This is a genomic window from Streptomyces sp. NPDC058240, from assembly GCF_042882135.1.
GTDB lineage: Bacteria > Actinomycetota > Actinomycetes > Streptomycetales > Streptomycetaceae > Streptomyces.
The window spans coordinates 158,581-181,078 of sequence record NZ_JBHVWT010000004.1 but is presented as its reverse complement, the minus strand read 5'-3'; the positions used below and the strand labels follow the sequence as shown (position 1 = coordinate 181,078).

Annotated in this window: 24 protein-coding genes; 17 read left to right on the top strand and 7 right to left on the bottom strand. The window is 70.9% G+C overall.

What is annotated here, in order from left to right:
- The first annotated feature begins 14 nt into the window (after nucleotides 1-14).
- Together ACFVX4_RS10920 and ACFVX4_RS10915 are read left to right on the top strand one after the other, a co-directional pair.
- Nucleotides 15-1,211, top strand: a complete 1,197-nt coding sequence (locus ACFVX4_RS10920) for an acyl-CoA dehydrogenase family protein (RefSeq protein WP_389974386.1) — start codon at nucleotides 15-17, stop codon at nucleotides 1,209-1,211.
- Between the two features lie 78 nt (nucleotides 1,212-1,289).
- Nucleotides 1,290-2,465 carry a CaiB/BaiF CoA transferase family protein gene (locus tag ACFVX4_RS10915; protein WP_389974383.1) on the top strand — a complete coding sequence of 392 codons (1,176 nt, stop codon included), beginning with the start codon at nucleotides 1,290-1,292 and terminating at the stop codon, nucleotides 2,463-2,465.
- Here ACFVX4_RS10915 and ACFVX4_RS10910 read toward each other — a convergent pair.
- Nucleotides 2,456-2,863 carry a hypothetical protein gene (locus ACFVX4_RS10910; RefSeq protein ID WP_389974380.1) on the bottom strand — a complete coding sequence of 136 codons (408 nt, stop codon included), beginning with the start codon at nucleotides 2,861-2,863 and terminating at the stop codon, nucleotides 2,456-2,458. The genes ACFVX4_RS10915 and ACFVX4_RS10910 overlap by 10 nt on opposite strands.
- Nucleotides 2,864-3,153: 290 nt before the next feature.
- Here ACFVX4_RS10910 and argC point away from each other — a divergent pair, with 290 nt between their 5' ends.
- Genes argC through ACFVX4_RS10885 form a run of 5 tightly spaced genes read left to right on the top strand, consistent with a single transcriptional unit; the run spans nucleotide 3,154 to nucleotide 7,984 of the window.
- A complete protein-coding gene (argC, locus tag ACFVX4_RS10905; protein WP_389974378.1) occupies nucleotides 3,154-4,182 on the top strand; it encodes an N-acetyl-gamma-glutamyl-phosphate reductase in 1,029 nt (342 codons plus the stop codon).
- Nucleotides 4,179-5,333, top strand: coding sequence for a bifunctional glutamate N-acetyltransferase/amino-acid acetyltransferase ArgJ (argJ, locus tag ACFVX4_RS10900; RefSeq protein WP_389974376.1), 1,155 nt, complete (start codon nucleotides 4,179-4,181; stop codon nucleotides 5,331-5,333). The genes argC and argJ overlap by 4 nt, the downstream gene beginning before the upstream one ends.
- Entirely contained in the window at nucleotides 5,330-6,244 is a 915-nt protein-coding gene (gene argB / locus ACFVX4_RS10895) for an acetylglutamate kinase (RefSeq protein ID WP_389974374.1), read from the top strand. The genes argJ and argB overlap by 4 nt, the downstream gene beginning before the upstream one ends.
- The gene (locus tag ACFVX4_RS10890) at nucleotides 6,241-7,437 is read left to right on the top strand and encodes an acetylornithine transaminase (RefSeq protein WP_266421785.1); all 1,197 of its coding nucleotides are present in this window, start codon (nucleotides 6,241-6,243) and stop codon (nucleotides 7,435-7,437) included. Before argB ends, ACFVX4_RS10890 begins: the two co-directional genes overlap by 4 nt.
- Before the next feature lie 10 nt (nucleotides 7,438-7,447).
- Nucleotides 7,448-7,984, top strand: a complete 537-nt coding sequence (locus ACFVX4_RS10885; protein ID WP_072484461.1) for an arginine repressor — start codon at nucleotides 7,448-7,450, stop codon at nucleotides 7,982-7,984.
- Nucleotides 7,985-8,008: 24 nt separating this feature from the next.
- On the opposite strand, the gene ACFVX4_RS10880 is transcribed toward ACFVX4_RS10885, so the two are convergent.
- Nucleotides 8,009-8,710 carry a L,D-transpeptidase gene (locus ACFVX4_RS10880; protein ID WP_389974372.1) on the bottom strand — a complete coding sequence of 234 codons (702 nt, stop codon included), beginning with the start codon at nucleotides 8,708-8,710 and terminating at the stop codon, nucleotides 8,009-8,011.
- Between the two features lie 55 nt (nucleotides 8,711-8,765).
- Nucleotides 8,766-9,380 carry a pyridoxamine 5'-phosphate oxidase family protein gene (locus tag ACFVX4_RS10875; protein ID WP_389974370.1) on the bottom strand — a complete coding sequence of 205 codons (615 nt, stop codon included), beginning with the start codon at nucleotides 9,378-9,380 and terminating at the stop codon, nucleotides 8,766-8,768.
- A 285-nt stretch (nucleotides 9,381-9,665) separates the two neighbouring features.
- Here ACFVX4_RS10875 and argH point away from each other — a divergent pair, with 285 nt between their 5' ends.
- From argH to ACFVX4_RS10860, 3 genes are all read left to right on the top strand, one after another.
- A complete protein-coding gene (gene argH, locus ACFVX4_RS10870; RefSeq protein WP_389974368.1) occupies nucleotides 9,666-11,099 on the top strand; it encodes an argininosuccinate lyase in 1,434 nt (477 codons plus the stop codon).
- Between the two features lie 114 nt (nucleotides 11,100-11,213).
- Nucleotides 11,214-12,185: an aldo/keto reductase gene (locus tag ACFVX4_RS10865; protein WP_389974366.1), complete on the top strand. Its 972-nt coding sequence runs from the start codon at nucleotides 11,214-11,216 to the stop codon at nucleotides 12,183-12,185.
- 93 nt (nucleotides 12,186-12,278) lie between these two features.
- On the top strand, nucleotides 12,279-13,178 hold the full coding sequence (locus ACFVX4_RS10860; RefSeq protein ID WP_389974364.1) for a sigma-70 family RNA polymerase sigma factor: 900 nt from the start codon (nucleotides 12,279-12,281) through the stop codon (nucleotides 13,176-13,178).
- Here the strand turns inward: ACFVX4_RS10860 and ACFVX4_RS10855 are convergent.
- Entirely contained in the window at nucleotides 13,126-13,701 is a 576-nt protein-coding gene (locus ACFVX4_RS10855) for a hypothetical protein (protein ID WP_389974361.1), read from the bottom strand. The two genes, ACFVX4_RS10860 and ACFVX4_RS10855, sit on opposite strands and share 53 nt — an antisense overlap.
- An 83-nt stretch (nucleotides 13,702-13,784) precedes the next feature.
- Here ACFVX4_RS10855 and ACFVX4_RS10850 point away from each other — a divergent pair, with 83 nt between their 5' ends.
- Entirely contained in the window at nucleotides 13,785-14,336 is a 552-nt protein-coding gene (locus ACFVX4_RS10850; RefSeq protein ID WP_389974358.1) for a TetR/AcrR family transcriptional regulator, read from the top strand.
- A complete protein-coding gene (locus tag ACFVX4_RS10845) occupies nucleotides 14,333-15,877 on the top strand; it encodes an MFS transporter (protein ID WP_389974355.1) in 1,545 nt (514 codons plus the stop codon). Before ACFVX4_RS10850 ends, ACFVX4_RS10845 begins: the two co-directional genes overlap by 4 nt.
- 99 nt (nucleotides 15,878-15,976) lie before the next feature.
- Here the strand turns inward: ACFVX4_RS10845 and ACFVX4_RS10840 are convergent, their stop codons facing one another.
- Entirely contained in the window at nucleotides 15,977-16,648 is a 672-nt protein-coding gene (locus tag ACFVX4_RS10840; protein WP_389974352.1) for a lysophospholipid acyltransferase family protein, read from the bottom strand.
- A gap of 235 nt (nucleotides 16,649-16,883) precedes the next feature.
- Between ACFVX4_RS10840 and ACFVX4_RS10835 the strand changes: the two genes are divergently transcribed.
- The 3 genes from ACFVX4_RS10835 to ACFVX4_RS10825 all read left to right on the top strand — a co-directional run bounded on the left by ACFVX4_RS10835 (nucleotide 16,884) and on the right by ACFVX4_RS10825 (nucleotide 19,257).
- The gene (locus ACFVX4_RS10835) at nucleotides 16,884-18,056 is read left to right on the top strand and encodes a glycerophosphodiester phosphodiesterase (RefSeq protein ID WP_389974349.1); all 1,173 of its coding nucleotides are present in this window, start codon (nucleotides 16,884-16,886) and stop codon (nucleotides 18,054-18,056) included.
- A 94-nt stretch (nucleotides 18,057-18,150) separates the two neighbouring features.
- Nucleotides 18,151-18,717, top strand: coding sequence for a sigma-70 family RNA polymerase sigma factor (locus ACFVX4_RS10830; RefSeq protein WP_389974347.1), 567 nt, complete (start codon nucleotides 18,151-18,153; stop codon nucleotides 18,715-18,717).
- Nucleotides 18,718-18,753: 36 nt separating this feature from the next.
- Nucleotides 18,754-19,257 carry a GNAT family N-acetyltransferase gene (locus tag ACFVX4_RS10825; RefSeq protein ID WP_389974344.1) on the top strand — a complete coding sequence of 168 codons (504 nt, stop codon included), beginning with the start codon at nucleotides 18,754-18,756 and terminating at the stop codon, nucleotides 19,255-19,257.
- 58 nt (nucleotides 19,258-19,315) lie between these two features.
- Here the strand turns inward: ACFVX4_RS10825 and ACFVX4_RS10820 are convergent, their stop codons facing one another.
- Nucleotides 19,316-19,753, bottom strand: a complete 438-nt coding sequence (locus ACFVX4_RS10820) for a hypothetical protein (RefSeq protein ID WP_389974341.1) — start codon at nucleotides 19,751-19,753, stop codon at nucleotides 19,316-19,318.
- Between the two features lie 2 nt (nucleotides 19,754-19,755).
- Entirely contained in the window at nucleotides 19,756-20,115 is a 360-nt protein-coding gene (locus tag ACFVX4_RS10815; RefSeq protein ID WP_266421820.1) for a hypothetical protein, read from the bottom strand.
- A 604-nt stretch (nucleotides 20,116-20,719) separates the two neighbouring features.
- Here ACFVX4_RS10815 and ACFVX4_RS10810 point away from each other — a divergent pair.
- Nucleotides 20,720-21,781, top strand: coding sequence for a methionine ABC transporter ATP-binding protein (locus ACFVX4_RS10810; RefSeq protein ID WP_389974338.1), 1,062 nt, complete (start codon nucleotides 20,720-20,722; stop codon nucleotides 21,779-21,781).
- A complete protein-coding gene (locus ACFVX4_RS10805; RefSeq protein ID WP_389974335.1) occupies nucleotides 21,778-22,449 on the top strand; it encodes a methionine ABC transporter permease in 672 nt (223 codons plus the stop codon). Before ACFVX4_RS10810 ends, ACFVX4_RS10805 begins: the two co-directional genes overlap by 4 nt.
- Nucleotides 22,450-22,498: the final 49 nt, after the last annotated feature.

Below are 22,498 nucleotides of genomic sequence, written 5' to 3'. Positions count from 1 at the left end.
AGGATCACCACGACATGACCTTCTCCCTGCGCCCCAGCTACGACGACCCCCAGGTCTCCGGCCTCGTCGACCGGCTCCGCACCTACCTCGACGGCGAACTCGCCGACTACGAACGCGACCGCGGCATCACCCACGAGAGCCGCCTCGCCCGCTCCGACCTCGAACCCGTCTGGCAGCGCAGCCGCGAACTCGGCTTCTACGGCATCCATCTGCCCGAGCAGTACGGCGGTCAGAACCTCTCCTACACCGCCCTGGCCGCCCTGAAGGAGGAAGTCGGCGCCTGCGGACGCGTGCTGGGACACAGCGTGCTCGGCGACATGGGCGGCCCGCTCCGTGCCGGTGACATCCTCGACCACGCCACCGAGTACCAACTGGACAAGTACCTGCTGCCCCTGGTGCGCGGCGAGCGCGCCTGCTGCTTCTCGCTGACCGAGACCGATGCCGGCTCCGACGTCCGGTCCATGCGCACCACTGCCGTCCGCGACGGCGACGGCTACCGCCTGAGCGGCCACAAGGTCTTCAGCTCCGCGGGCCCCTTCGCCGACTTCGCCATCGTCGTGGCCCGGATGGCGGGGACCGGCGAACAGGAGGGCGAGAAGCCGACCTTCTCCGCCTTCCTCATCGACCTCGACAGCCCCGGCTGCCGGGTGGCCGACGGAGCCACGCCCATGTCCGGCGAGCACATCGAGAGCGACATCGTGCTGGACGACTGCCACGTCCCCGCCCAGAACCTCCTCGGCGAGGAGGGAAAGGGCATGCGGATCGCGCTCGGTCGCGTCACCACCAACCGGCTCCTGCACTGCCCCACCGTCATCGGCGCCACCCGCCGCGCCCTCGGCCTCACCCTGGAGCGCACCCGCACCCGAAAGGTCGCCGGCGGACAGCCCCTGCTGGCCCTGCAGTCCATCCAGCACAAGGTCGCCGACATGGCCACCGATCTGTACGCGGCCCGCTCGATGACCTACGCCGCGCTCGCCGCCCTCGACCAGGGCAAGGACGTACGTACCGAGGCGTTCATGAGCAAGCTGTTCGTCGCCGAGTCCGCCTTCCGCATCCTCGACCAGGCCGTCCAGATCCACGGCAAGGAAGGTCTCACCCAGGGCAACGAGATCGAGTTCCTGTTCCGCAAGATCCGCATGTTCCGCATCCTGACCGGCACCTCCGAGATCCAGCGCAACGGCATCGCGCACGGTCTCGCCTTCATGGCCTGACCGGCCTCCCACCCCTCGCGCCGCGAGGCACCCCTCACACCGCAAGACACCTCTCACACCGCAGGACAGGTGCACCCGATGACCACCCCCGCCCACCCCGCAGCCCCCGCCTGGTCGTCGCTGACGGGCAAACGCATCCTCGACCTCTCCCGGCTCCTGCCCGGCCCGTACGCCACGTCCCTGCTCGCCGACCTCGGCGCCGACGTCATCAAGGTCGAATCCCCCCACACCGGCGACCCCCTGCGGATCGCCCCCGACCTGTTCGACGCGCTCAACCGCAACAAGCGATCGATCGTCCTCGACCTGCGTGACGAGGACGGCCGGAGCGCCTTCCTGGACCTGGTCCGCACCGCCGACGCCGTCGTGGAGAGCTTCCGCCCCGGTGTCCTCGACGGGATGGGCCTGGGCTATGCCACGCTCCACGAGGCCAATCCGCGCCTGGTGCTGTGCTCGCTCAGCGGCTACGGGCAGAGCGGACCGTACGCACAGAAGCCCGGCCACGAGCTCAACTTCCTCGGCCTGTCCGGCTTCTTCGCCGTCCCCGGAGGCCTGGACGGCCACATCACACGCCCCGGCGTACGGATCGGCGACATGGCCGGAGCCATGCACGCGGCCCTCGCCCTGACCGCCGCCCTCGGCGCCGAGACCGAGGGCCAGCACATCGACGTATCCCTCAGCGAGTCCATCACCGCCTGGTGCTCCCTCTTCGCGCTGCCGCTGCGCGATGTCCCCGACCCCCTCGAAGCGGGCCTGGTCCAGGGCGACAACGACACCTTCACCACCGCCGACGGACGCGGCCTCTCCCTCGCCACGTTCGAGGACAAGTTCTGGCACCGCTTCCGTACCGGACTGGCGGACGACTTCCCCGCGCTGAACACCCCCGCCTACGACCTGCGGGCATCCCGCACCGCCGCCCGGCAGGCGGTGAGCGATCTGCTGCGAGGAATCTTCCGGGCCCGCGACTACGCCTGGTGGCAAGAACGGCTGAGCGATCTCGACGCCCCCTGGGCACCCGTCCTCACCACCCCCGGCGAACTCCTGGCCGACCCCCACACGACGGCCCGGCAGCTGTTCAGCACCCCCGCCGACCCCGCCGCCTGCCCGCAGGCCCGCTTCCCCGTGACTTTCGGAGCGGGTCTGGACACCTTCCGCGACCCGGCCCCCGCCCTGGGCCAGCACACCCGGGAACTGCTGGGTGCGGAGCGGCCGTTCCACGCCGGACCGGGTGCCACGGGCCGGGTGGTTCAGCGATAGGCCCGGCCCTGTACATAGAGGACGACGAGGGGGATCGCGGTGACGGCGCACACCAGCATGCCCGCGGCCAGGAAGTCGTAGCCCGCCGAGCTGATGCCCGGTTCGATGCACTGCACCATGGTCATGCCCTCGCCCGCGGAGACCCGGTACTCCTTGTCCGGGTGGTCCACGATGAAGAGGATCATCGCCGCGACAGCCGCCACGCAGGCCGCCGCCCCGGCGAGCAGCGGGCCGCCCGCCCTGCCGTACCAGGGGACCCACACGCCGAGCCGGCCGGACGGGACGGCGACGAGCAGGGCACAACCCGCGTTCACCCACCGCTTCCGGTGGTCCACCGCGTGCCGGTGGACCACCGGGCCGAGGCCGTCGAACGCGTCCACTTCTTCGATTCCCGTCACCGGGGGAGCCGAGCACCCGGACCGGTGGCTCCTCAAGATCGGGCGACGGGACGGTAGTTGATGTACGAGCCCCCGGCCACGGAGCGCCGTTCGCCGGCCCGGCCGCGGCGGACGCGAATCGGGCTTCGTCGTGAAGGCGTGCTCCGGGCGTGATTCCCGGTGGAGCTCAAGGCCCCGGCAGAGGACGGCCATGCGGGTCACCCCGGCATGCCGACCGCCGAACCGCCCCCCAAAGCTTTGCATAAAAGTGCATAGCTGCGTATAGTCATGCCATCGACGAGGAGGTTTCGATGGTGGTACGCGCAGCAGTGGCAGGGGCGAGTGGATACGCCGGCGGGGAGCTGCTCCGTCTCCTGCTGGTTCACCCCCAGGTCGAGATCGGGGCGCTCACGGCCAACTCCAACGCCGGGCAGAAGCTCGGCGCGCTGCAGCCGCACCTGCGGCCGCTCGCCGACCGGGTGCTCCAGCCGACCACCGCCGAGGTTCTCGCCGGGCACGACGTCGTCTTCCTCGCCCTCCCGCACGGACAGTCCGCCGCCGTGGCCGAGCAGCTCGGTGACGAGGTGCTGATCGTCGACATGGGCGCCGACTTCCGGCTCAAGGACGCCGCGGACTGGGAGAGGTTCTACGGCTCGCCGCACGCCGGCACCTGGCCCTACGGTCTGCCCGAACTGCCGGGCGGACGTTCGGCGCTGGCCGGCTCCAAGCGTATCGCGGTGCCCGGCTGCTACCCGACCGCCGTCTCCCTCGCGCTCTTCCCGGCGTACGCGGCCCAGCTGGCCGAGCCCGAGGCCGTGATCGTCGCCGCGTCCGGCACCTCCGGGGCGGGCAAGGCGGCCAAGCCGCATCTGCTCGGCTCCGAGGTGATGGGCAACATGTCCCCGTACGGCGTCGGCGGCGCCCACCGGCACACCCCCGAGATGATCCAGAACCTCAGCGCGGCGGCCGGTGAACCGGTCACGGTGTCCTTCACGCCGACCCTGGCGCCGATGCCCCGCGGCATCCTCGCCACCTGCAGTGCGAAGGCGAAGCCCGGGGTGAGCGCCGCGTCCGTCCGTGACGTGTACGAGAAGGCGTTCGCCGACGAACCCTTCGTCGACCTGCTCCCCGAGGGGCAGTGGCCCGCCACGGCGTCCGTCTACGGTTCCAACGCCGTACAGATCCAGGTCGCCCACGACGGGGCGGCGGGCCGGATCATCGTGATCAGCGCCATCGACAACCTCGCCAAGGGCACCGCCGGCGGCGCCCTGCAGAGCATGAACATCGCCCTCGGACTTCCCGAGGACACAGGTCTTTCCACGATCGGAGTCGCACCGTGAGCGTCACGGCAGCACAGGGGTTCTCCGCGGCGGGCATCGCCGCGGGAATCAAGGAGAGCGGTAACCCGGACCTGGCCCTCGTGGTCAACCACGGTCCGCGTCGCGCCGCCGCGGGCGTCTTCACCTCCAACCGTGTCAAGGCCGCCCCCGTCCTCTGGTCGGAGCAGGTACTGAAGGGCGGCGAGGTCACCGCCGTCGTGCTCAACTCCGGTGGCGCCAACGCCTGCACCGGGCCGAAGGGCTTCCAGGACACCCACGCCACCGCCGAGAAGGCCGCCGAGGTACTCACCGGCCACAACGCGGGCGAGATCGCGGTCGCGTCGACCGGGCTGATCGGCACGCTGCTCCCGATGGACAAGCTGCTGCCCGGCATCGAGCAGGCCGCCGCCGCCCTCAGCGAGCACGGCGGCGAGAAGGCCGCCATCGCGATCAAGACCACCGACACCGTCCACAAGACCGCCGTCGCGGGCGGCGAGGGCTGGACCGTCGGCGGCATGGCCAAGGGCGCGGGCATGCTCGCCCCGGGCCTCGCCACCATGCTGGTCGTCCTCACCACCGACGCCGATGTCGACGCCGCCGGACTCGACTCCGCGCTGCGCGCCGCCACCCGTACCACCTTCGACCGGGTCGACTCGGATGGCTGCATGTCGACCAACGACACCGTGCTGCTGCTGGCCTCCGGGGCGAGTGGAATCACTCCGGATCAGGCGGAGTTCGCCGAGGCCGTACGGACCGTCTGCGCGGACCTCGCCCGGCAGCTCATCGGCGATGCCGAGGGCGCCTCCAAGGACATCCGGATCGAGGTCGTCAACGCCGCGACCGAGGACGACGCCGTCGAGGTGGGCCGCTCCATCGCCCGTAACAACCTCCTCAAGTGCGCCATCCACGGCGAGGACCCCAACTGGGGCCGGGTCCTCTCCGCGATCGGCACGACGAAGGCCGCCTTCGAGCCCGACCAGCTGAACGTCGCCATCAACGACGTCTGGGTCTGCAAGAACGGCGGCGTCGGCGAGGACCGCGACCTGGTCGACATGCGCTACCGGGAGGTCAAGATCACCGCCGACCTCGCCGTCGGCACCGAGTCCGCCGTCATCTGGGCCAACGACCTCACCGCGGACTACGTCCACGAGAACAGCGCGTACAGCTCATGAGCGCGGCGCGGAAGCACACCGCACTCCCGAAGGCGCAGATCCTCATCGAGGCGCTGCCCTGGCTGACCCGGCACAACGGCAAGACCGTCGTCATCAAGTTCGGCGGCAACGCCATGATCGACGACGAGCTGAAGGCGGCCTTCGCCCAGGACGTGGTCTTCCTGCGCCAGGCCGGCCTCAAGCCCGTCGTCGTGCACGGCGGCGGCCCGCAGATCAGCGCCCAGCTCGACAAGCAGGGCCTGGTCAGCGAGTTCAAGGCAGGTCTGCGCGTCACCACGCCCGAGGCGATGGACGTCGTACGGATGGTGCTCGCCGGACAGGTCCAGCGGGAACTCGTCGGCCTGCTCAACCAGCACGGACCGCTCGCCGTCGGCATGACCGGCGAGGACGCCCACACGATCACCGCCACCCAGCACCGGCCGACCATCGACGGCGAACTCGTCGACATCGGCCGGGTCGGCGAGATCACCGCCATCGACACCGGGGCGATCCAGGCGCTGCTGGACGACGGCCGGATCCCGGTCATCTCCTCCATCGCACGCTCCGCCGACGACAACCACGTCTACAACGTCAACGCCGACACCGCGGCCGCGGCGCTCGCCGCCGCGCTGAACGCCGAGACGCTGATGGTCCTCACCGATGTCGAGGGCCTCTACGAGGACTGGCCCAACAGCGACGACGTGATCAGCCGTCTCACCGCGGCCGAGCTGGAGAAGCTGCTGCCGGAACTCTCCAGCGGCATGGTGCCGAAGATGCAGGGCTGCCTGCACGCCGTGCGCAACGGCGTCGAGACCGCCCGCGTGATCGACGGCCGGGTCCAGCACTCGATCCTGCTGGAGATCTTCACCGACGAAGGAATCGGCACGATGGTCGTGCCCGACGCACAGCCCGACGCGCAGGGGGAGTCATGAGCAACCAGGAGCTCGCACAGCGCTGGAGCCACGCGCTGATGGACAACTACGGGACTCCGCAACTGTCCCTGGTCCGCGGCGAGGGCGCCCATGTGTGGGACGCCGACGGCACCGAGTACCTCGACTTCGTCGGCGGGATCGCGGTGAACGCGCTGGGGCACGCCCACCCCGCCGTCGTCGAGGCCGTCTCCACCCAGATCGCCTCCCTCGGCCATGTCTCCAACCTCTTCATCGCCGAACCGCCCGTCGCCCTCGCCGAACGGCTGCTCCAGCTCTTCGGCCGGACCGGACGCGTCTACTTCGCCAACTCGGGCGCCGAGGCCAACGAGGCCGCCTTCAAGATCGGCCGGCTGACCGGGCGGACCCACATGGTCGCCACCGACGGCGGCTTCCACGGCCGGACCATGGGCGCGCTCGCACTCACCGGCCAGCCCAAGAAGCGCGAGCCGTTCCTTCCGCTGCCCGGCGACGTCACGCACGTCCCGTACGGCGACGCGGACGCCCTGCGGGCCGCCGTCACCACCGACACCGCGCTGGTGATCATCGAACCCGTCCAGGGCGAGAACGGTGTGGTCGTACCGCCCGCCGGATACCTGGAGGCCGCCCGGGAGATCACCCGGGCCACCGGCACCCTGCTCGTCCTCGACGAGGTGCAGACCGGCATCGGCCGCTGCGGCCAGTGGTTCGAGCACCAGGCCCACCAGGGCATCGAGCCCGACGTCGTCACCCTCGCCAAGGGCCTCGGCGGCGGACTGCCGATCGGCGCGACCGTGGCCTTCGGCCCGGCGGCCGAGCTGCTGCATCCGGGCCAGCACGGCACGACGTTCGGCGGCAACCCGATCGCCTGCGCCGCCGGTCTCGCCGTCCTGGACACCCTGGCCGCCGACGGCGTCCTGGACCGGGTCAAGCGGCTCGGCGAGAAGATCCGGGACGGCGTGGAGGGCCTCGGTCACCCGCTGGTCTCCCATGTCCGCGGCTCCGGACTGCTGCTGGGTATCGTGCTCACCGAGCCCCTCGCGCCTCAGGTGCAACAGGCGGCTCAGGGAGCCGGAATCCTGGTGAACGCACCCGCCCCCGATGTCCTGCGGCTCATGCCGCCGCTGATCATCGGCGACGCGGAAGTGGACGCGTTGCTCCGGGCACTGCCCGGCGCTCTCGACGCGGCACAAGGGGACGGACGATCCGGAGAATGAGGCGACGACGATGACCGAGGCGCAGGAAACCGAGTACGGCGGGCCGTCCGTGCCGCAGACCCGCACCGCACGCCACCGCCGGATCGTGGACATCCTGAACCGGCAGCCGGTGCGCTCGCAGAGCCAGTTGGCGAAGCTCCTCGCCGACGACGGGCTGAGCGTCACCCAGGCGACGCTCTCCCGCGATCTGGACGAGCTGGGCGCGGTGAAGATCCGCAACACCGGCGGCGAGCTGATCTACGCGGTGCCGAGCGAGGGCGGATTCCGTACCCCGCAGGCACCCTTGGGCGGGTCGGCGAAGGAGGAGCGGATGCGGCGGCTCTCCGCCGAACTGCTCATCTCCGCGGAGGCATCGGCCAACCTCGTGGTGCTGCGCACTCCTCCGGGCGCGGCCCAGTTCCTCGCCTCGGCCATCGATCAGGCCGAACTGCACGACATCCTCGGCACCATCGCGGGCGACGACACCCTGATGCTGATCAGCCGTGACCCGGCGGGCGGTCAGGCGCTCGCCGACCATCTGCTGCGACTGGCCCAGAACGAGCGCTGAGCGGACCGGTGTTGCCGGGTCCCGTCAGTAGCGCGTGATCGCGGTCGGGCCCGACCGGGTCCCGATCGCGATGTGCGGACGACGGGCCGGGTCCACCCAGTCGAGGATCCGGTCCATCGCGGCCGCCGGTACGGAGACACAACCGGCGGTCGCGCCACGCCCGTTGACGTGCAGGAAGATCCCGGCGCCGCGACCCCGTACCGGCCGTGCGTAGTTGAACCCGATGACGAGCGCGCGGGCGTACTCGGTCGGATACGCGATCAGGTGCTCCGCCTCGCCCGCCCGGCAGTCCTTGGGCCGCGGTTCCACCCAGCGGTTGTAGGCCCGCGCCGCGTTGTCCTGACACCACCACGACCGGTCGCCGACCCGGCGGTACGGATGGACGGTGCCGGCCGGTGCGGGCTTGATCCCGAAGGCGTACGGCAGGTCGTACAGGCCGGTGGGTGTGGTGTTCGTGCCCTGCTTGCGAGTCGCCCCCTCGGCCAGGCCCTTCGCACCGAACCTGGCGGGCGTGGACCCGCCCTTCACCCAGACCCCCCGGCGCAGATTCCACCAGGTGACGGTGCCCGTGGTGGAGCCCCTGGCCGGGGCCTCGGCCGTGATCAGCTGAGTGCCGCCGCCGGTGTCGGCCATTCGACCCGGCAGCGGCGGCGCGGCGGCGGGCCGGGCCGCGACCGAGCTTGCCAGCGCGAGCAGTGCCGAAAAGGTCACCAGAGATCTGCGCATGTCCGGACGGTAGACCCGCCGGCCGGGCGCCACCCGCGGTTCTGCTCCGTACGGCTCAAAGACGATCCGCCGGTCCCCGGTCCGTCCGGGGCATCGCCGGCAGCGGGAGCGGCAGCCCCGGAAGCCCGTCGATACTCGTCGCGATGTGCTCCTTCTTCTCGAAGTAGGCACCGAGCGAGGCGTCGTCCTCGCGGGCGAAGCGCTGGGCGTGCAGCGACCGGTCCTCGTCGTACGACATGAACGGCACCCCGTAGCCGCAGGTGTCCCGGATCAGCTCGGCCCGCACCACGACGACGGCGCGCAGCCCGTGGAGGTCGGGGTCCACGTCCGGGAAGTGGGCGAGCAGCGCGCCGAACCGCGGATCGTCACGGAAGACCGGCTCACCGCGGCCGTGCACCCGCACGATGTTCGGCGGGCCCTGGAAGGCGCACCACATCAGCGTGATCCGGCCGTTCTCGCGGAGGTGGGCGACGGTCTCGGCGTTGCTGCCGGCGAAGTCCAGGTAGGCCACGGTCAGCTCGTCGATGACGGCGAACGAACCGCTGACGCCCTTGGGAGAGAGGTTGACCGTGCCCTCGCCGGCCAGCGGCGCCGTCGCCGTGAAGAAGATGTGCTGCTCTTCGATGAAGGTCCTGATCCGTCCTTCGATGCGTTCATATGTTTTCCCCATGGCGACCATTGTCGGCGCCGACTCGGGTGATGGCGAGGTGATTCCACCTGGCGGGACGTCCATTCCGGGGGTACGGGGCGGCAGTCGCACCTTTGACAAATCATGCAGAGGTCTGCATAGTTATGCCTACCGGTGATCGCGCCGTGAGGAGAGACCCGTGACCGGGCGGAAGCCCGGGAAGCGTGACCTCGCCCGACCCCCAGCAGTTACGTCTCCGCCTCCCCGGCCCTCCGCGTGGGGAGGCGGCCGCACACCCACCACCCTGTTCTTCCCGAGGAGCACGCAGTGAGCAACGGCAACGGCAACAGCGACGTACGCCTCTGGGGCGCCCGCTTCGCCGACGGTCCGGCCGAGGCGCTGGCCAAGCTGTCCGCCTCCGTCCACTTCGACTGGCGGCTCGCGCCGTACGACATCGCCGGCTCCCGCGCCCACGCGCGCGTCCTGAACAAGGCGGGCCTGCTCACCGAGGACGAGCTGAGCCGCATGATCGCCGGTCTCGACCAGCTCGAAGCCGATGTCGCCGACGGCTCCTTCACCGGCACCATCGCCGACGAGGACGTCCACACCGCGCTGGAGCGCGGACTGCTGGAGCGCCTCGGCCCCGACCTCGGCGGCAAGCTGCGGGCCGGCCGGTCCCGCAACGACCAGATCGCCACGCTCTTCCGGATGTACCTGCGCGACCACGCCCGGATCATCGGCGGTCTGATCGCCGAACTGCAGGGCGCGCTGGTCGGCCTCGCCGAGGCACACCCGGACGTCGCGATGCCCGGCCGTACTCATCTGCAGCACGCCCAGCCGGTGCTCTTCGCCCACCACGTCCTGGCCCATGTGCAGCCCCTGTCCAGGGACGCCGAGCGGCTGCGCCAGTGGGACGAGCGGACCGCCGTCTCGCCGTACGGCTCCGGCGCCCTGGCCGGGTCGTCCCTCGGACTCGACCCGGAGGCGGTCGCCGCGGACCTCGGCTTCGAGCACGGGTCCGTCGCCAACTCCATCGACGGAACGGCCTCCCGCGACTTCGTCGCCGAGTTCGCCTTCATCACCGCGATGATCGGCGTGAACCTCTCCCGGATCGCGGAGGAGGTCATCATCTGGAACACGAAGGAGTTCTCCTTCGTCACCCTGCACGACGCCTTCTCCACCGGCTCCTCGATCATGCCGCAGAAGAAGAACCCGGACATCGCCGAGCTGGCCCGCGGCAAGTCCGGCCGGCTGATCGGCAACCTGACCGGCCTGATGGCCACGCTGAAGGCCCTCCCCCTCGCGTACAACCGCGACCTCCAGGAGGACAAGGAGCCGGTCTTCGACTCCTGCGACCAGCTGGAGGTCCTGCTGCCCGCCTTCACCGGCATGATGGCCACCCTCACCGTCCACCGCGAACGCATGGAGGAGCTGGCCCCGGCCGGCTTCTCGCTCGCCACCGACATCGCCGAGTGGCTGGTCAAGCAGGGCGTGCCCTTCCGCGTCGCCCACGAGGTCGCCGGTGAGTGCGTCAAGGAGTGCGAGCAGCACGGCATCGAGCTCGACGAGCTGACCGACGAGCAGTTCGCCAAGATCTCCGAGCACCTCACCCCCGAGGTCCGCACGGTCCTCGACGTCGCCGGTGCGCTCGCCTCCCGCAGCGGCCGCGGCGGCACGGCCCCGTCGGCCGTGGCCGTCCAGCTCGCCGAGGTGAAGGCAGACCTCGCCGTCCAGCAGGCCTGGGCCACCGCGAAGAGCTGACCGCGACGAGAGCGGCATCGGGGCGGGGAGCGGTCGTACGCTCCCCGCCTTCCGGTTTCCGTGAGCTGGGTTACGTTGACGGGGGAGCGCACCCGATCGACGAGGAGCCCAACGATGCCTTTCGCCCGGCTGGCCACAGCGACGACGCCGACCGCCCACATCGGACTCGGCCTGGCGGCGGTCGGCAGGCCCGGCTACATCAATCTCCACCGCGACCGCGATCTGCCCGCCGACCGCGGCGTCGAGGCGATGCGCGAACGCACCCACGAGCTGCTCGACGCCGCCTACGCACAGGGCGTCCGCTACGTCGACGCGGCCCGTTCCTACGGCCGTTCGGAGGAGTTCCTGGCCGACTGGCTGACGGCACACCCCGAGGCGGACGACGTCGTCATCGGCAGCAAATGGGGCTACACCTACACCGCCGACTGGCGCATCGAAGCCGAGGCGCACGAGGTCAAGGACCACGGCCTCGCCACGTTCCTGCGCCAGCGGGCCGAGACCGACGCACTGCTCGGCGACCGCCTCGACCTCTACCAGATCCACTCGGTCACCGCCGACAGCCCGGCCCTCACGGACAAGGAACTGCACGCACGGCTGGCCGCGCTCGCCGAGGAGGGCGTCAGCGTCGGCCTCTCGACCAGCGGACCCGCCCAGGCCGATGCGATCCGGGCCGCCCTGACCGTCACCGTGGACGGCGAGCCGCTCTTCCGTACGGTCCAGGCCACCTACAACGCCCTGGAGACCTCCGCCGGGACGGCGCTCGCCGAGGCCAGTGCCGCCGGCCTCACCGTGATCGTCAAGGAAGCCATGGCCAACGGACGGCTCGCCGGAACGGAAGCCCCCGCCGTGGTCCAGGAGATCGCCGCCGATACCGGTGTCGGCAGCGACGCGGTCGCCCTGGCACTCGCGCTGCACCAGCCCTGGGCCGGGGTGGTGCTCTCCGGCGCGGCGACCGTCGACCAGCTCGCCGGAAACCTGCACGCGGCCGTCGTCGACCTCGACGAGGAGCGGCGCGCCCGGCTCGACGCGCTGGTGGAGGAGCCCGAGGCGTACTGGCGCCACCGCGCCGGGCTGCCCTGGAGCTGACCGGACGCCACCGGGAGCGGCGCGGGCCGTCCGTCACATCGACGGGGTTCCGTCCGTCAGTGCTGTGACGGAACACGACGGAGGAATGTGACTGTGGACGGACATGAGTTCCTGGCAGAGCGCTTCGAGGAGAACCGGAACCGGCTGAAGGCCGTGGCCTACCGGATGCTCGGCTCGACGAGCGAGGCGGAGGACGCCGTCCAGGAGGCCTGGATCCGGCTCAGCCGCTCCGACGACCGGGCGATCGAGAACCTGGGCGGCTGGCTGACGACGGTCGTCGGGCGGGTGTGCCTGGACATGCTCCGCTCCCGCCGCTCCCGCCGCGAGGAACCCCTCGACACCGGGGCGCCCGAGGGGCATGCCCCTGGCCCGGACCTCGGCGAGCGGCCGGAGGCCGACCCCGAGCAGCAGGCGCTGATGGCCGACTCGGTGGGTCTCGCGATGCTCGTCGTGCTCGAAACGCTCGACCCCGCCGAGCGGCTCGCCTTCGTGCTGCACGACATGTTCGCCGTGCCCTACGACGAGATCGCCGTCGTCGTGGACCGCACCCCGGCCGCGACCCGGCAGCTCGCCAGCCGGGCGCGGCGCCGGGTGCAGGGCGTGGAACCGGTCCCGGACCCCGGTCTGGCCCGCAAGCGCGAGGTCGTCGCCGCCTTCCTGGCCGCCGCCCGGGACGGCGACTTCGAGGCCCTGGTGGCCGTGCTCGATCCGGACGTGGTGGTGCGGTCCGACGCCGGCGCCGGGGGTGCCGGTGCCCCGGCCCTGGTGCGGGGCGCCGAGGCCGTGGCCCGTCGGGCGATGATGTTCGCGCCGTTCGCGCGGTCGTCGCAGCGGGCACTGGTCGCCGGGGAACCGGCCGTCATCGCGACGCGCGAGGGTCGGCGGTTCTCGGTCATGGTCTTCACGGTCGTCCGGGGGAAGGTCGTCGAGATGTCCGTGATCAACGACCCGGCCCGCCTGCCCGGCCTCGATCTGACGGTCCTCGACGACTGACGGGCCCGTCCCGCCGACTGCCGTCCGCCCACGCCGCGAGCGCCGCGAAATCGGACGGCAGCAGACCGATCCCGGGGTCGATCCACCGGAGCAGCGCCTCGCCGGCCCCCTGGCCGAGGACCCACTCCCGGTCCTGCCCGGTGATCTCGTCGTCGACCCAGGCGAACGGCCGGCCGGCCGCGTACTCCACGACGTACCGCGTCTTCCAGTACGTGCCGTCCGGCGTGCTGCCGTGCATCGACGGCCAGTCGATGTACGGCAGCGGGGGCAGCCCGAGGCGCGGCCCGATCCAGATGTTGGCCTCGTCCTTCCAGGTCGTCGCCCAGACCAGCTCGTACCGGCCGGCCAGGGACCGCAGCGCCGTCCCGTGCTCCGGGTTGAGCAGGACGGGCAGGGGCGGCCCGTAGTCCCACCCCGTCGGCCGCATCAGATGCTTCGCATAACCATCCGGTGGCCGGAGGTGCGCGAGCGCCGCGTAGGGATTGAGCGGACCGTCGATGTCGATCAGCAGCAGCGGCTTCATGGCGCCATGGTCCTCCCTCCCTCCGGGGGAGGACACAGCTTTCCAGTGAGACATTGATGTCTCATATGGTCTATGCTTGTCTCATGAGTCTCGACCGTGAGCAGGTGCTGCGCAGCGCCGCCGTTCTGCTGACCCGCAAATCGACCGCCACCATGGACGAGGTCGCCAGAGCCGCAGGCATCGGGCGGGCCACCCTGCACCGGCACTTCGCCGGACGGGACGCCCTGGTCAGAGCGTTGGAGAACCTGGGCATCCAGGAGGTCGAAGCGGCTCTGGACGCCGCCGCGCTCGACGAGGGCGCCGCGCAGGACGCACTGCGCCGTTTCGTCGCGGCCGTCGAGCCGAGCGCCGGACTGCTCTCCTTCCTCGTCACCGAGAACCAGCTCTTCGAGGGCGAAGAGGTGAACGAGGGCTGGAGCCGCCTCGACGCCCGGGTCTCCGCCTTCTTCAGGCGCGGCCAGGAGCGCGGCGAATTCCGGATCGACCTCACCCCCGCCTGGCTGACCGAGGCCCTCTACGGCCTCATCTCCTCCGCCGCCTGGGCCGTCCAGGACGGCCGGGTCGCGAGCCAGGACTTCCAATACATGATCGTCGAGTTGCTGCTCGGCGGTGCACGCCGGAGCGTGGAGCAATGAGCCGTATCGAACAGCGGGTGGAGACCTCGGACGAACTGCACCGTCCGGGGCGGTGGATCGCTCTGGCCGTGCTCGTCCTCGCCGTGCTGCTCGTGGCGATCGACGCCACCGTCCTCGGCCTGGCGACCCCCTTCCTCACCGAGGACCTCGAACCGACCGGTACCCAGCTCCTGTGGATCGGCGACGTCTACTCCTTCGTCATCGCCGGACTCCTCGTCTCGATGGGCAGCCTCGGCGACCGTATCGGCCGCAAGAAGCTGCTGCTGTGCGGTGCGACGGCGTTCGGCGCGGTCTCGGTGCTCAACGCCTACGCGCACACCCCCGAGATGATGATCCTGGCGCGGGCACTGCTCGGTGTCGCGGGTGCCACCCTCATGCCGTCCACGCTCGCCCTGATCCGCAACCTCTTCCACGACCCGCGCGAGCGCAGCCTCGCCATCGGGATCTGGGGAGCGATGGCCTCCGCCGGAGCAGCCGTCGGCCCCGTGGTCGGCGGACTCCTGCTGGAGCACTTCTGGTGGGGCTCGGTCTTCCTGATCAACCTGCCCGTCATGGCGATCCTCGTGGTCGTCGGCGCCAGGATGATCCCCGAGTCCAGGAACCCGGCCCCGGGCCCCTGGGACCTGGTGAGCGTCGCGCTCTCCTTCATGGGCATGATCGGCGTCGTGTACGCCGTCAAGGAACTGGCGGCGCACGGCCCGAGCTGGGGGACCGTCCTCGCCGGCCTCGGTGGCGTGGCCGCGCTCTGCTGGTTCGTACGCAGGCAACTCACGCTCCCCGCACCCCTGCTGGACATGCGGCTCTTCCACCACCGGGGCTTCTCGGGCGCGGTCCTCGCCGACCTGCTGACCATCCTCGGCCTGTCCGGGCTGGTCTTCTTCCTCTCCCAGTTCCTCCAACTGGTGCAGGGCCGAGGGCCGCTGGAGGCCGGTCTCGCGGAACTGCCCGCGGCCGTCGGCGCCGTCGCCGCAGGTCTGCTCGCCGGCCGGGCGGCCCGTCGCTTCTCGGTGCGCTCGGTGGTGACCGGCGGTCTCGGGGCGATCGGCCTGGCGCTCGCCGCGGTCACCCTGATCCACCAGGAGACCGCCTACCCGCTGATCGGGGCGGTGCTGCTCATCGTCGGTGTGGGCGCGGGCTTCGCCTTCACCGTCACCTCCGACGTGATCCTCTCCAGCGTCCCGAAGGAGCAGGCGGGATCCGCCGGCGCGGTCTCCGAGACGGCGTACGAACTCGGCGCGGCCCTCGGTATCGCCCTGCTCGGCTCCATCGTCACCGGCGTCTACCAGAAGTTCGAATCGCCCGCGGGGACCCCGTCGGCCAATGCCGCCGCGGCGCACGAATCGCTGGGCGGCGCGGTCGAGGCCGCCCACGGTCTGCCGGCCCCGCAGGGACAGGCGCTGGTCGCCGCGGCGCAGGACTCGTTCGTCGAAGGGCTGCGGCTAGCCGCGGGTGTCGGCGCGGCGGTCCTGCTGGCGACGGCCGTCGCCGCCTGGTTCCTGTTGCGCGGTCAGAAGCTGGAGGACGGCATCGTGCACCAGTAGCCGCCCGGGTCGTCCGGACACGCGGAAGGGCCCGTACCACCGGGAAACCGGGGTACGGGCCCTTCCGCATGTCCTGCCGTCGGCGCTTCGCGCCTCAGCTCACGCGGCCTTGGCCTTCGTGGCGTACATGTCGACGTACTCCTGACCGGACAGCCGCATCACCTCGGCCATCACGGAGTCGGTCACCGCCCGCAGCACATAGCGGTCGCGGTCCATGCCCTCGTAGCGGGAGAACTCCATCGGCTCACCGAAGCGGACCGTCACCTTGCCGGGACGGGGCAGGCCGGCCCCGCCGGGCTGCAGCTTGTCCGTGCCGATCATCGCGAACGGCACCACCGGCGCGCCCGTCATCAGCGTCAGCCGGGCGATGCCCGTGCGGCCCCGGTACAGACGGCCGTCGGGGGAGCGGGTGCCCTCGGGGTAGATGGCGAACGCCTTGCCCTCCTCCAGCACCCGACGGCCCGTCATCAGCGCCGCGACACCGCCGCGGCCGCCGTCCCGGTCCACCGGGATCATGCCGCAGCCGGTGAAGAACCAGGCCATCGCCCGACCCTTGAGCCCCTTGCCCGTCACGTACTCGTCCTTGCCGATGTAGAACACCGGCCGGTGGCAGCAGATCGGCATGATCATCGAGTCGATGAACGTCAGATGGTTGCCCGCGAGGATCACCGGACCGTCCCCGGGGATGTTCTCCACACCCTCCACCTGGGGGCGGAACATCAGGCGCAAGATCGGTCCGAGCACTGCCTTGATGAGTGCGTGTCGGGACAACGGTTCCTCCGGTGTAGTGGCCGGGCCGGCCGAGGTGCGGGGATCGTGACGGTCCATGCAGGTGAGGACGATACTCGCGGGTACTCGCTGATCGCACATCGGGTTCATGGAGCGGATACGCGGTGTTGACATGAGTTTGCGCCATGTTCGTCCAGGAGCTGCCCCCACGACGGTACCGCTGCCTACGCTCGGGCCTCGCCCGACAGGTGCCAGACATCACACGCGAGGAGCATTCATGACTGAGCGCGCGCAGGCCGGTCCCGGCCGCAGAACCATGCTGGGAGCGGGAGCCGCCGTACTGGGCACGGCCGCCCTCGGCCTGGCCGGCGGCCCGGCCGCCGCCGACAACGCGGCGAACACCGCCGGACGCCACGGCGGTCACGGCTTCCGCCTCGACCTGCCGGTGCCCACCGTCATCGGACACCGCGGCACCAGCGGCTACCGGCCCGAGCACACCCTCGGCTCCTACCAGCTGGCCCTCGACATGGGCGCGCACATCGTCGAGCAGGACCTGGTGCCGACCAAGGACGGCCACCTGGTATGCCGTCACGAGAATGACATCACCGCCACCACCGATGTCTCCGCCCACCCCGAGTTCGCGAGCCGCAGGACCACGAAGAAGGTCGACGGCGTCTCCCTCACCGGCTGGTTCACCGAAGACTTCACCCTCGCCGAACTGAAGACACTGCGGGCCAAGGAGCGCATCCCCGGCACCCGTCAGAAGAACACGCTCTACGACGGCCGCTGGGAGATCCCCACCTTCGAGGAGGTGCTGCGCTGGGCCGACCGGGAGGGCCGCAGGCGCGGAAAGCCCGTCTGGCTGTACGTCGAGACCAAGCACCCCACCTACTTCCGCGGCCTCGGCCTCGGACTCGAGGAGCCGCTCGCCAAGCTGCTGCGCCGCTACAACCGGCACCGTCAGCAGTCGCCGCTCATCCTCCAGTCCTTCGAGCTCGGCAGCATCCAGCGGCTGGCGCGGCTCGTCGCGACCCCGCGCGTCGTGCTGCTCTCCGGCGCGGGCGAGCGCCCCTGGGACTTCGTGACGTCCGGTGACCCGCGCACCGTGGCGGACCTGGTGAAGCCCGAGGGGCTGAAGTGGATGGCCTCCTTCGCGCAGGGCATCGGCCCCACCCTGGACCTGGTCATCCCCAAGGACGCCTCGGGGCGGCTCACCGCACCGACCACCCTGGTGAAGGACGCGCACGCCCAGGGCCTGGTCCTGCACCCCTACACCATGCGCAACGAGAACACCTTCCTTCCCGCCGACTTCCGGCGCGGCACGGACCCCAACGCCTACGGCGACGCGTTCGGCGCGTTCCAGACGTACTTCGCGACGGGCATCGACGGCGTCTTCTCCGACAACCCGGACACGGCCCTGCTCGCCGCGGCGGACTTCGCCGGGAAGTGACACCCGCGTCAGCACCCGGCCGGGGCGTGCCCCGGTCGGGTGGTGCTCGCCCGGTACGGCAACCGGCCCCGGGCGCGGGCGCGTCGGCCGGGGCATGACGCTTCTCGATCTTGCTCCCGCGGGACCCGCCCCGGCCCCCGCTTCCGTCATCCGCGCCCTGTATCCGCTGGTGAGCGCCGAGGCTATGGCCGAGGCGGCCGCCTCGCTGACGGGCGCGGCGATCGAACCGGCCGATCTCGAACAGGCCGTCTGGCTGCGGCTGCTGGAGCGACTCGCCGGAGAGGGGCCGCCGGTGGACCCGGCCCGCTGGGTGCGGGACGCCGTACGGGGAGAGGCCCGCAGGGCCCGCCGCACCGCCCGGCACGAACGCCCCTACCGCGACGACTCCGCCGCGGATCCGGCCGGCTGCCCCGAGCGGCTCGCCCTCGGCGCCGACGAACGCAGGGCGCTGCGCGCGGCGGTGGACCGGCTGCCCGGCAGGTGCGCCCGGCTGCTGGCGGCGATGCTTGCGCCCGGCGATCCCACCTACCGGGAAATCGCAGGGAAGTTGGGTATGTCACAGGGGAGTTTGGGCCCGATCCGTTCCCGTTGCCTTGGATGTCTGCGCAGAATGCTCGCGGCGGAGGTTGCGGCTCCTGAACTGCGGGGAAAGGAGCGTTAGACAACCGGTGGATCAGGTGGGCGGAGGCATGCGCACATGGGCATGAGCGTGATCATCTCGGCGGCGACGGCACAGGACGCCGAACAGATCTTGAAACTCCAGTACCTCTGCTTCCAGAGCGAGGCGGAGCTGTACGGGAACTACCGGATCGACCCGCTCGTCCAGACCCTCGACTCGTTGCACGCCGAGATCGCCACGAACCTGGTGTTCGTGGCGCGGCTGGGTGACGAGGTGGTGGGCTCGGTCCGGGGAACCATCGGTCAGGACGGCGCGGGGGAGATCGGCAGGCTCTGCGTCCACCCCCGGCTCCAGGGCCACGGTCTCGGTGCCCGGCTGCTGCGGGCGGCGGAGGCGGGACTCACCGACGAGCGGTCGGCCACCCGGTTCCGGCTGCACACCGGTCATCGCAGCGAGAGCAATCTCCGGCTCTACCGGCGGGCGGGTTACGCCCCCGTGGGCAACGAGACCGGCCGGGACGGCGTCCTGATGATCCTGCTGGAGAAGGACGCCACCAAGCCCGCGTACGTGGCCAGCGCCTGAGAGCCTGTCGGGTGACCTCCGATCGGAAAGCGGACGTCACCCGACAGCCTCTGAGCCGCTACGCCTTCCTCGCCCGGCGCAGCCACATCATCCCGGTGATCGGCAGGATCACCGGGATGAACAGGTACCCCATGCCGAAGTCGGACCAGACGGTGGCGTCCGCGAACGCCGAGGGCTCCGCCATCGTCCAGGTCCCGACGACCAGCACACCCAGCAGCTCGGCGGCGCAGCACACCAGCGCCGTCCTGCGCGCCTTCTCGCCCCCGCGCACCAGCGAGTACGTGATGAACCCGTACACGAGCGCGGCGACGGCCGACAGCACATAGGCGAGCGGGGCCTTGCCGAAGTCCAGGATCATCTGGACGATCGAGCGGGAGGCGGCCGCGACGGTGAACACCCCGTAGAACCAGACCAGTACCCGGCCGGGTCCCGTGCCGAGGTCGAAGGGCTGCTTCTCGCCGGTGGCCGCCGCGGGGGCGCGATCGGTGTCGGTCACGGTCAGTTTCCCCAGATGTCGTAGAGCCGTACTTCGAGGACGGCCAGCACGATCGCGCCCGCCGCCACCGTCACCGAACCCCACCGGGTCCGCTCGGTCAGCGACAGGAAACCGGCCGCGGGCACCGCGAGGAAGGCCCCGATCAGATACGCGATGAAGATCGTCATGCCCTGCTCGGGCCGTTCGCCCCGGGACAGCTGCACGATGCCCACCACCAGCTGGGCCAGCCCCAGCAGCGAGACCACGGCCATCCCGATGAAGTGCCAGTCCTTGGTCGGCTGGTCCCGGTACGCGGCGAATCCGCACCAGGCGGCGAGGGCGAGCGCAGCCACGGCGACCGCGACCGTCAGGGCGTCAAGCATGAGCCGAGGGTATTACGGACCGAACGACCCCCTGCGTGCGCCCCCGTGCCCGCCGGACCGCGGGCCCGACGGGCGGCAGGGACGGGAGTCGTGGCCTTGGCCACAACCCGCGACCGTTCCGAACCGGTCGCGGATGCGGCCACCGAAGCCCTGTCCGCCGTATCGATGCAGGTCACAGCCGGGGGAGCGGAAATCCCGGCGACCGGCCGAACCGGCTCGCACCGCCATCCACGTCTGTCCGCTATTCGGACAGGCGGGTCGGGCGGAACGTTACGTCTGTTTTACTTGGGGCATGACCACGACGAGCAACCGCATCCTTGCGACCGAGGCGATCACGACGCCCGGTGCTCGTTGTATGTGTCGAATGCGCACCTTCTGAGGGCCCACGCCTGAGCCTCGCGCCCCGAAGCGAGCCCGAGCCCGAGCCGTCCGCATCCAGCGGAAAGAGCCTGCCCCAGCACCGCCGCCCGGCCACCCGCCGCCCCGAGCCGTGCCGAGACCCCCGCTTGGAACGTCCGATCGAAACGTCCAGACCGTCTCATCAGACGAATGCCCCGTGCCCGGCGGCCACCGCGCCGCGCACTCGACAGTGACGGAAACCCCTGTGATCACCACTTCGGGCCTCACGAAGGTCTACCAGTCGCGCGGCCGCCAGGTCACCGCCCTGGACGGCGTCGACCTGCACGTCCGCGAGGGCGAGGTGTACGGCGTCATCGGACAGAGCGGCGCCGGCAAATCCTCCCTGATCCGCTGCATCAACCTCCTGGAACGCCCCACCTCCGGCACCGTGACCGTGGGCGGCCAGGACCTCACCGCACTCGCCGGACGCGGCCGCCGGGCCGGCAAGGAACTGCGCGAGGCACGCAGCCGCATCGGCATGGTCTTCCAGCACTTCAACCTGCTGGCCTCCCGCACCGTCCAGGACAACGTCGAACTCCCGCTGGAGATCCTCGGCGTCTCCGGCCGGGACCGCTCCCGCAAGGCCCTCGAACTCCTCGACCTGGTCGGCCTCGCCGACAAGGCCAAGGCCTACCCCGGCCAGCTCTCCGGCGGCCAGAAGCAGCGCGTCGGCATCGCCCGCGCCCTCGCCGGGGACCCCAAGATCCTGCTCTCCGACGAGGCGACCTCGGCCCTCGACCCCGAGACCACCCGCTCCATCCTCCAACTGCTGCGCGACCTCAACCAGCAGCTCGGCCTGACCGTCCTGCTCATCACGCACGAGATGGACGTCGTCAAGACGATCTGCGACTCCGCGGCGCTCATGCAGAAGGGGCGCGTCGTCGAGTCCGGCACCGTCGGCGAACTGCTCGCCACCCCCGGCTCCGAACTGGCCCACGAGCTGTTCCCCGTCGGTGGCACGGCCTCCGGCCCCGAGTGCACGGTCGTCGACGTCACCTTCCACGGCGACGCGGCCGGCCGGCCGGTGATCTCCCAGCTCTCGCGCACGTACAACATCGACATCTCGATCCTGGGCGCCGCGATGGACACCGTCGGCGGCAAGCAGATCGGCCGGATGCGCATCGAGCTGCCCGGCCGCTTCGAGGAGAACGTCGTCCCGATCGGCTTCCTGCGCGAGCAGGGCCTCCAGGCCGAGGTCGTGGAGAACGACGGCACCGCCATCCCCGTACAGACCCCCGCCCCGCTCACCAAGGAGGTGGCGAAGTGACCTGGTCCGAAATGCAGCCGCTGCTCACCCAGGGGACCATCGACACCCTCTACATGGTGCTCTGGTCCACGGTCGTCACCGTGCTCGTGGGACTGCCGCTCGGCGTCCTGCTGGTCCTCACCGACAAGGGCGGACTGCTCCGGAACACCCCGGTGAACAAGGTCATCGGCGCGATCGTGAACATCGGCCGCTCGCTGCCGTTCATCATCCTGCTGATCGCCCTGATCCCCTTCACCACCTGGGTCGTCGGCACCTTCATCGGCCCGTCCGCGATGATCGTTCCGCTCTCCGTCGGCGCCGTCCCGTTCTTCGCCCGGCTCGTCGAGACCGCCGTCCGCGAGGTCGACCACGGACTCGTCGAGGCCGTCCAGTCGATGGGCGGATCCATCCCGACGATCGTCCGCAAGGTCCTGCTGCCGCAGGCGCTGCCCTCGCTCATCTCGGGCGTCACCACCACCGTCATCGTGCTCATCGGCTACTCCGCGATGGCCGGCGCGGTCGGCGGCGAAGGGCTCGGCTCCAAGGCCGTCACCTACGGATTCCAGCGCTTCGACAACCAGTTCATGCTCATCACCGTCGCGCTGCTGATCGTCATCGTGACCGTGATCCAGCTGATCGGCGACGGAGCCGTACGCCTGCTGGCCCGCCGGGGCCGCACCACCTCCTGAGACCTCCTCTCCGCTCACAAGCCCGAACTCCTTGTCCGGGCGCACCACC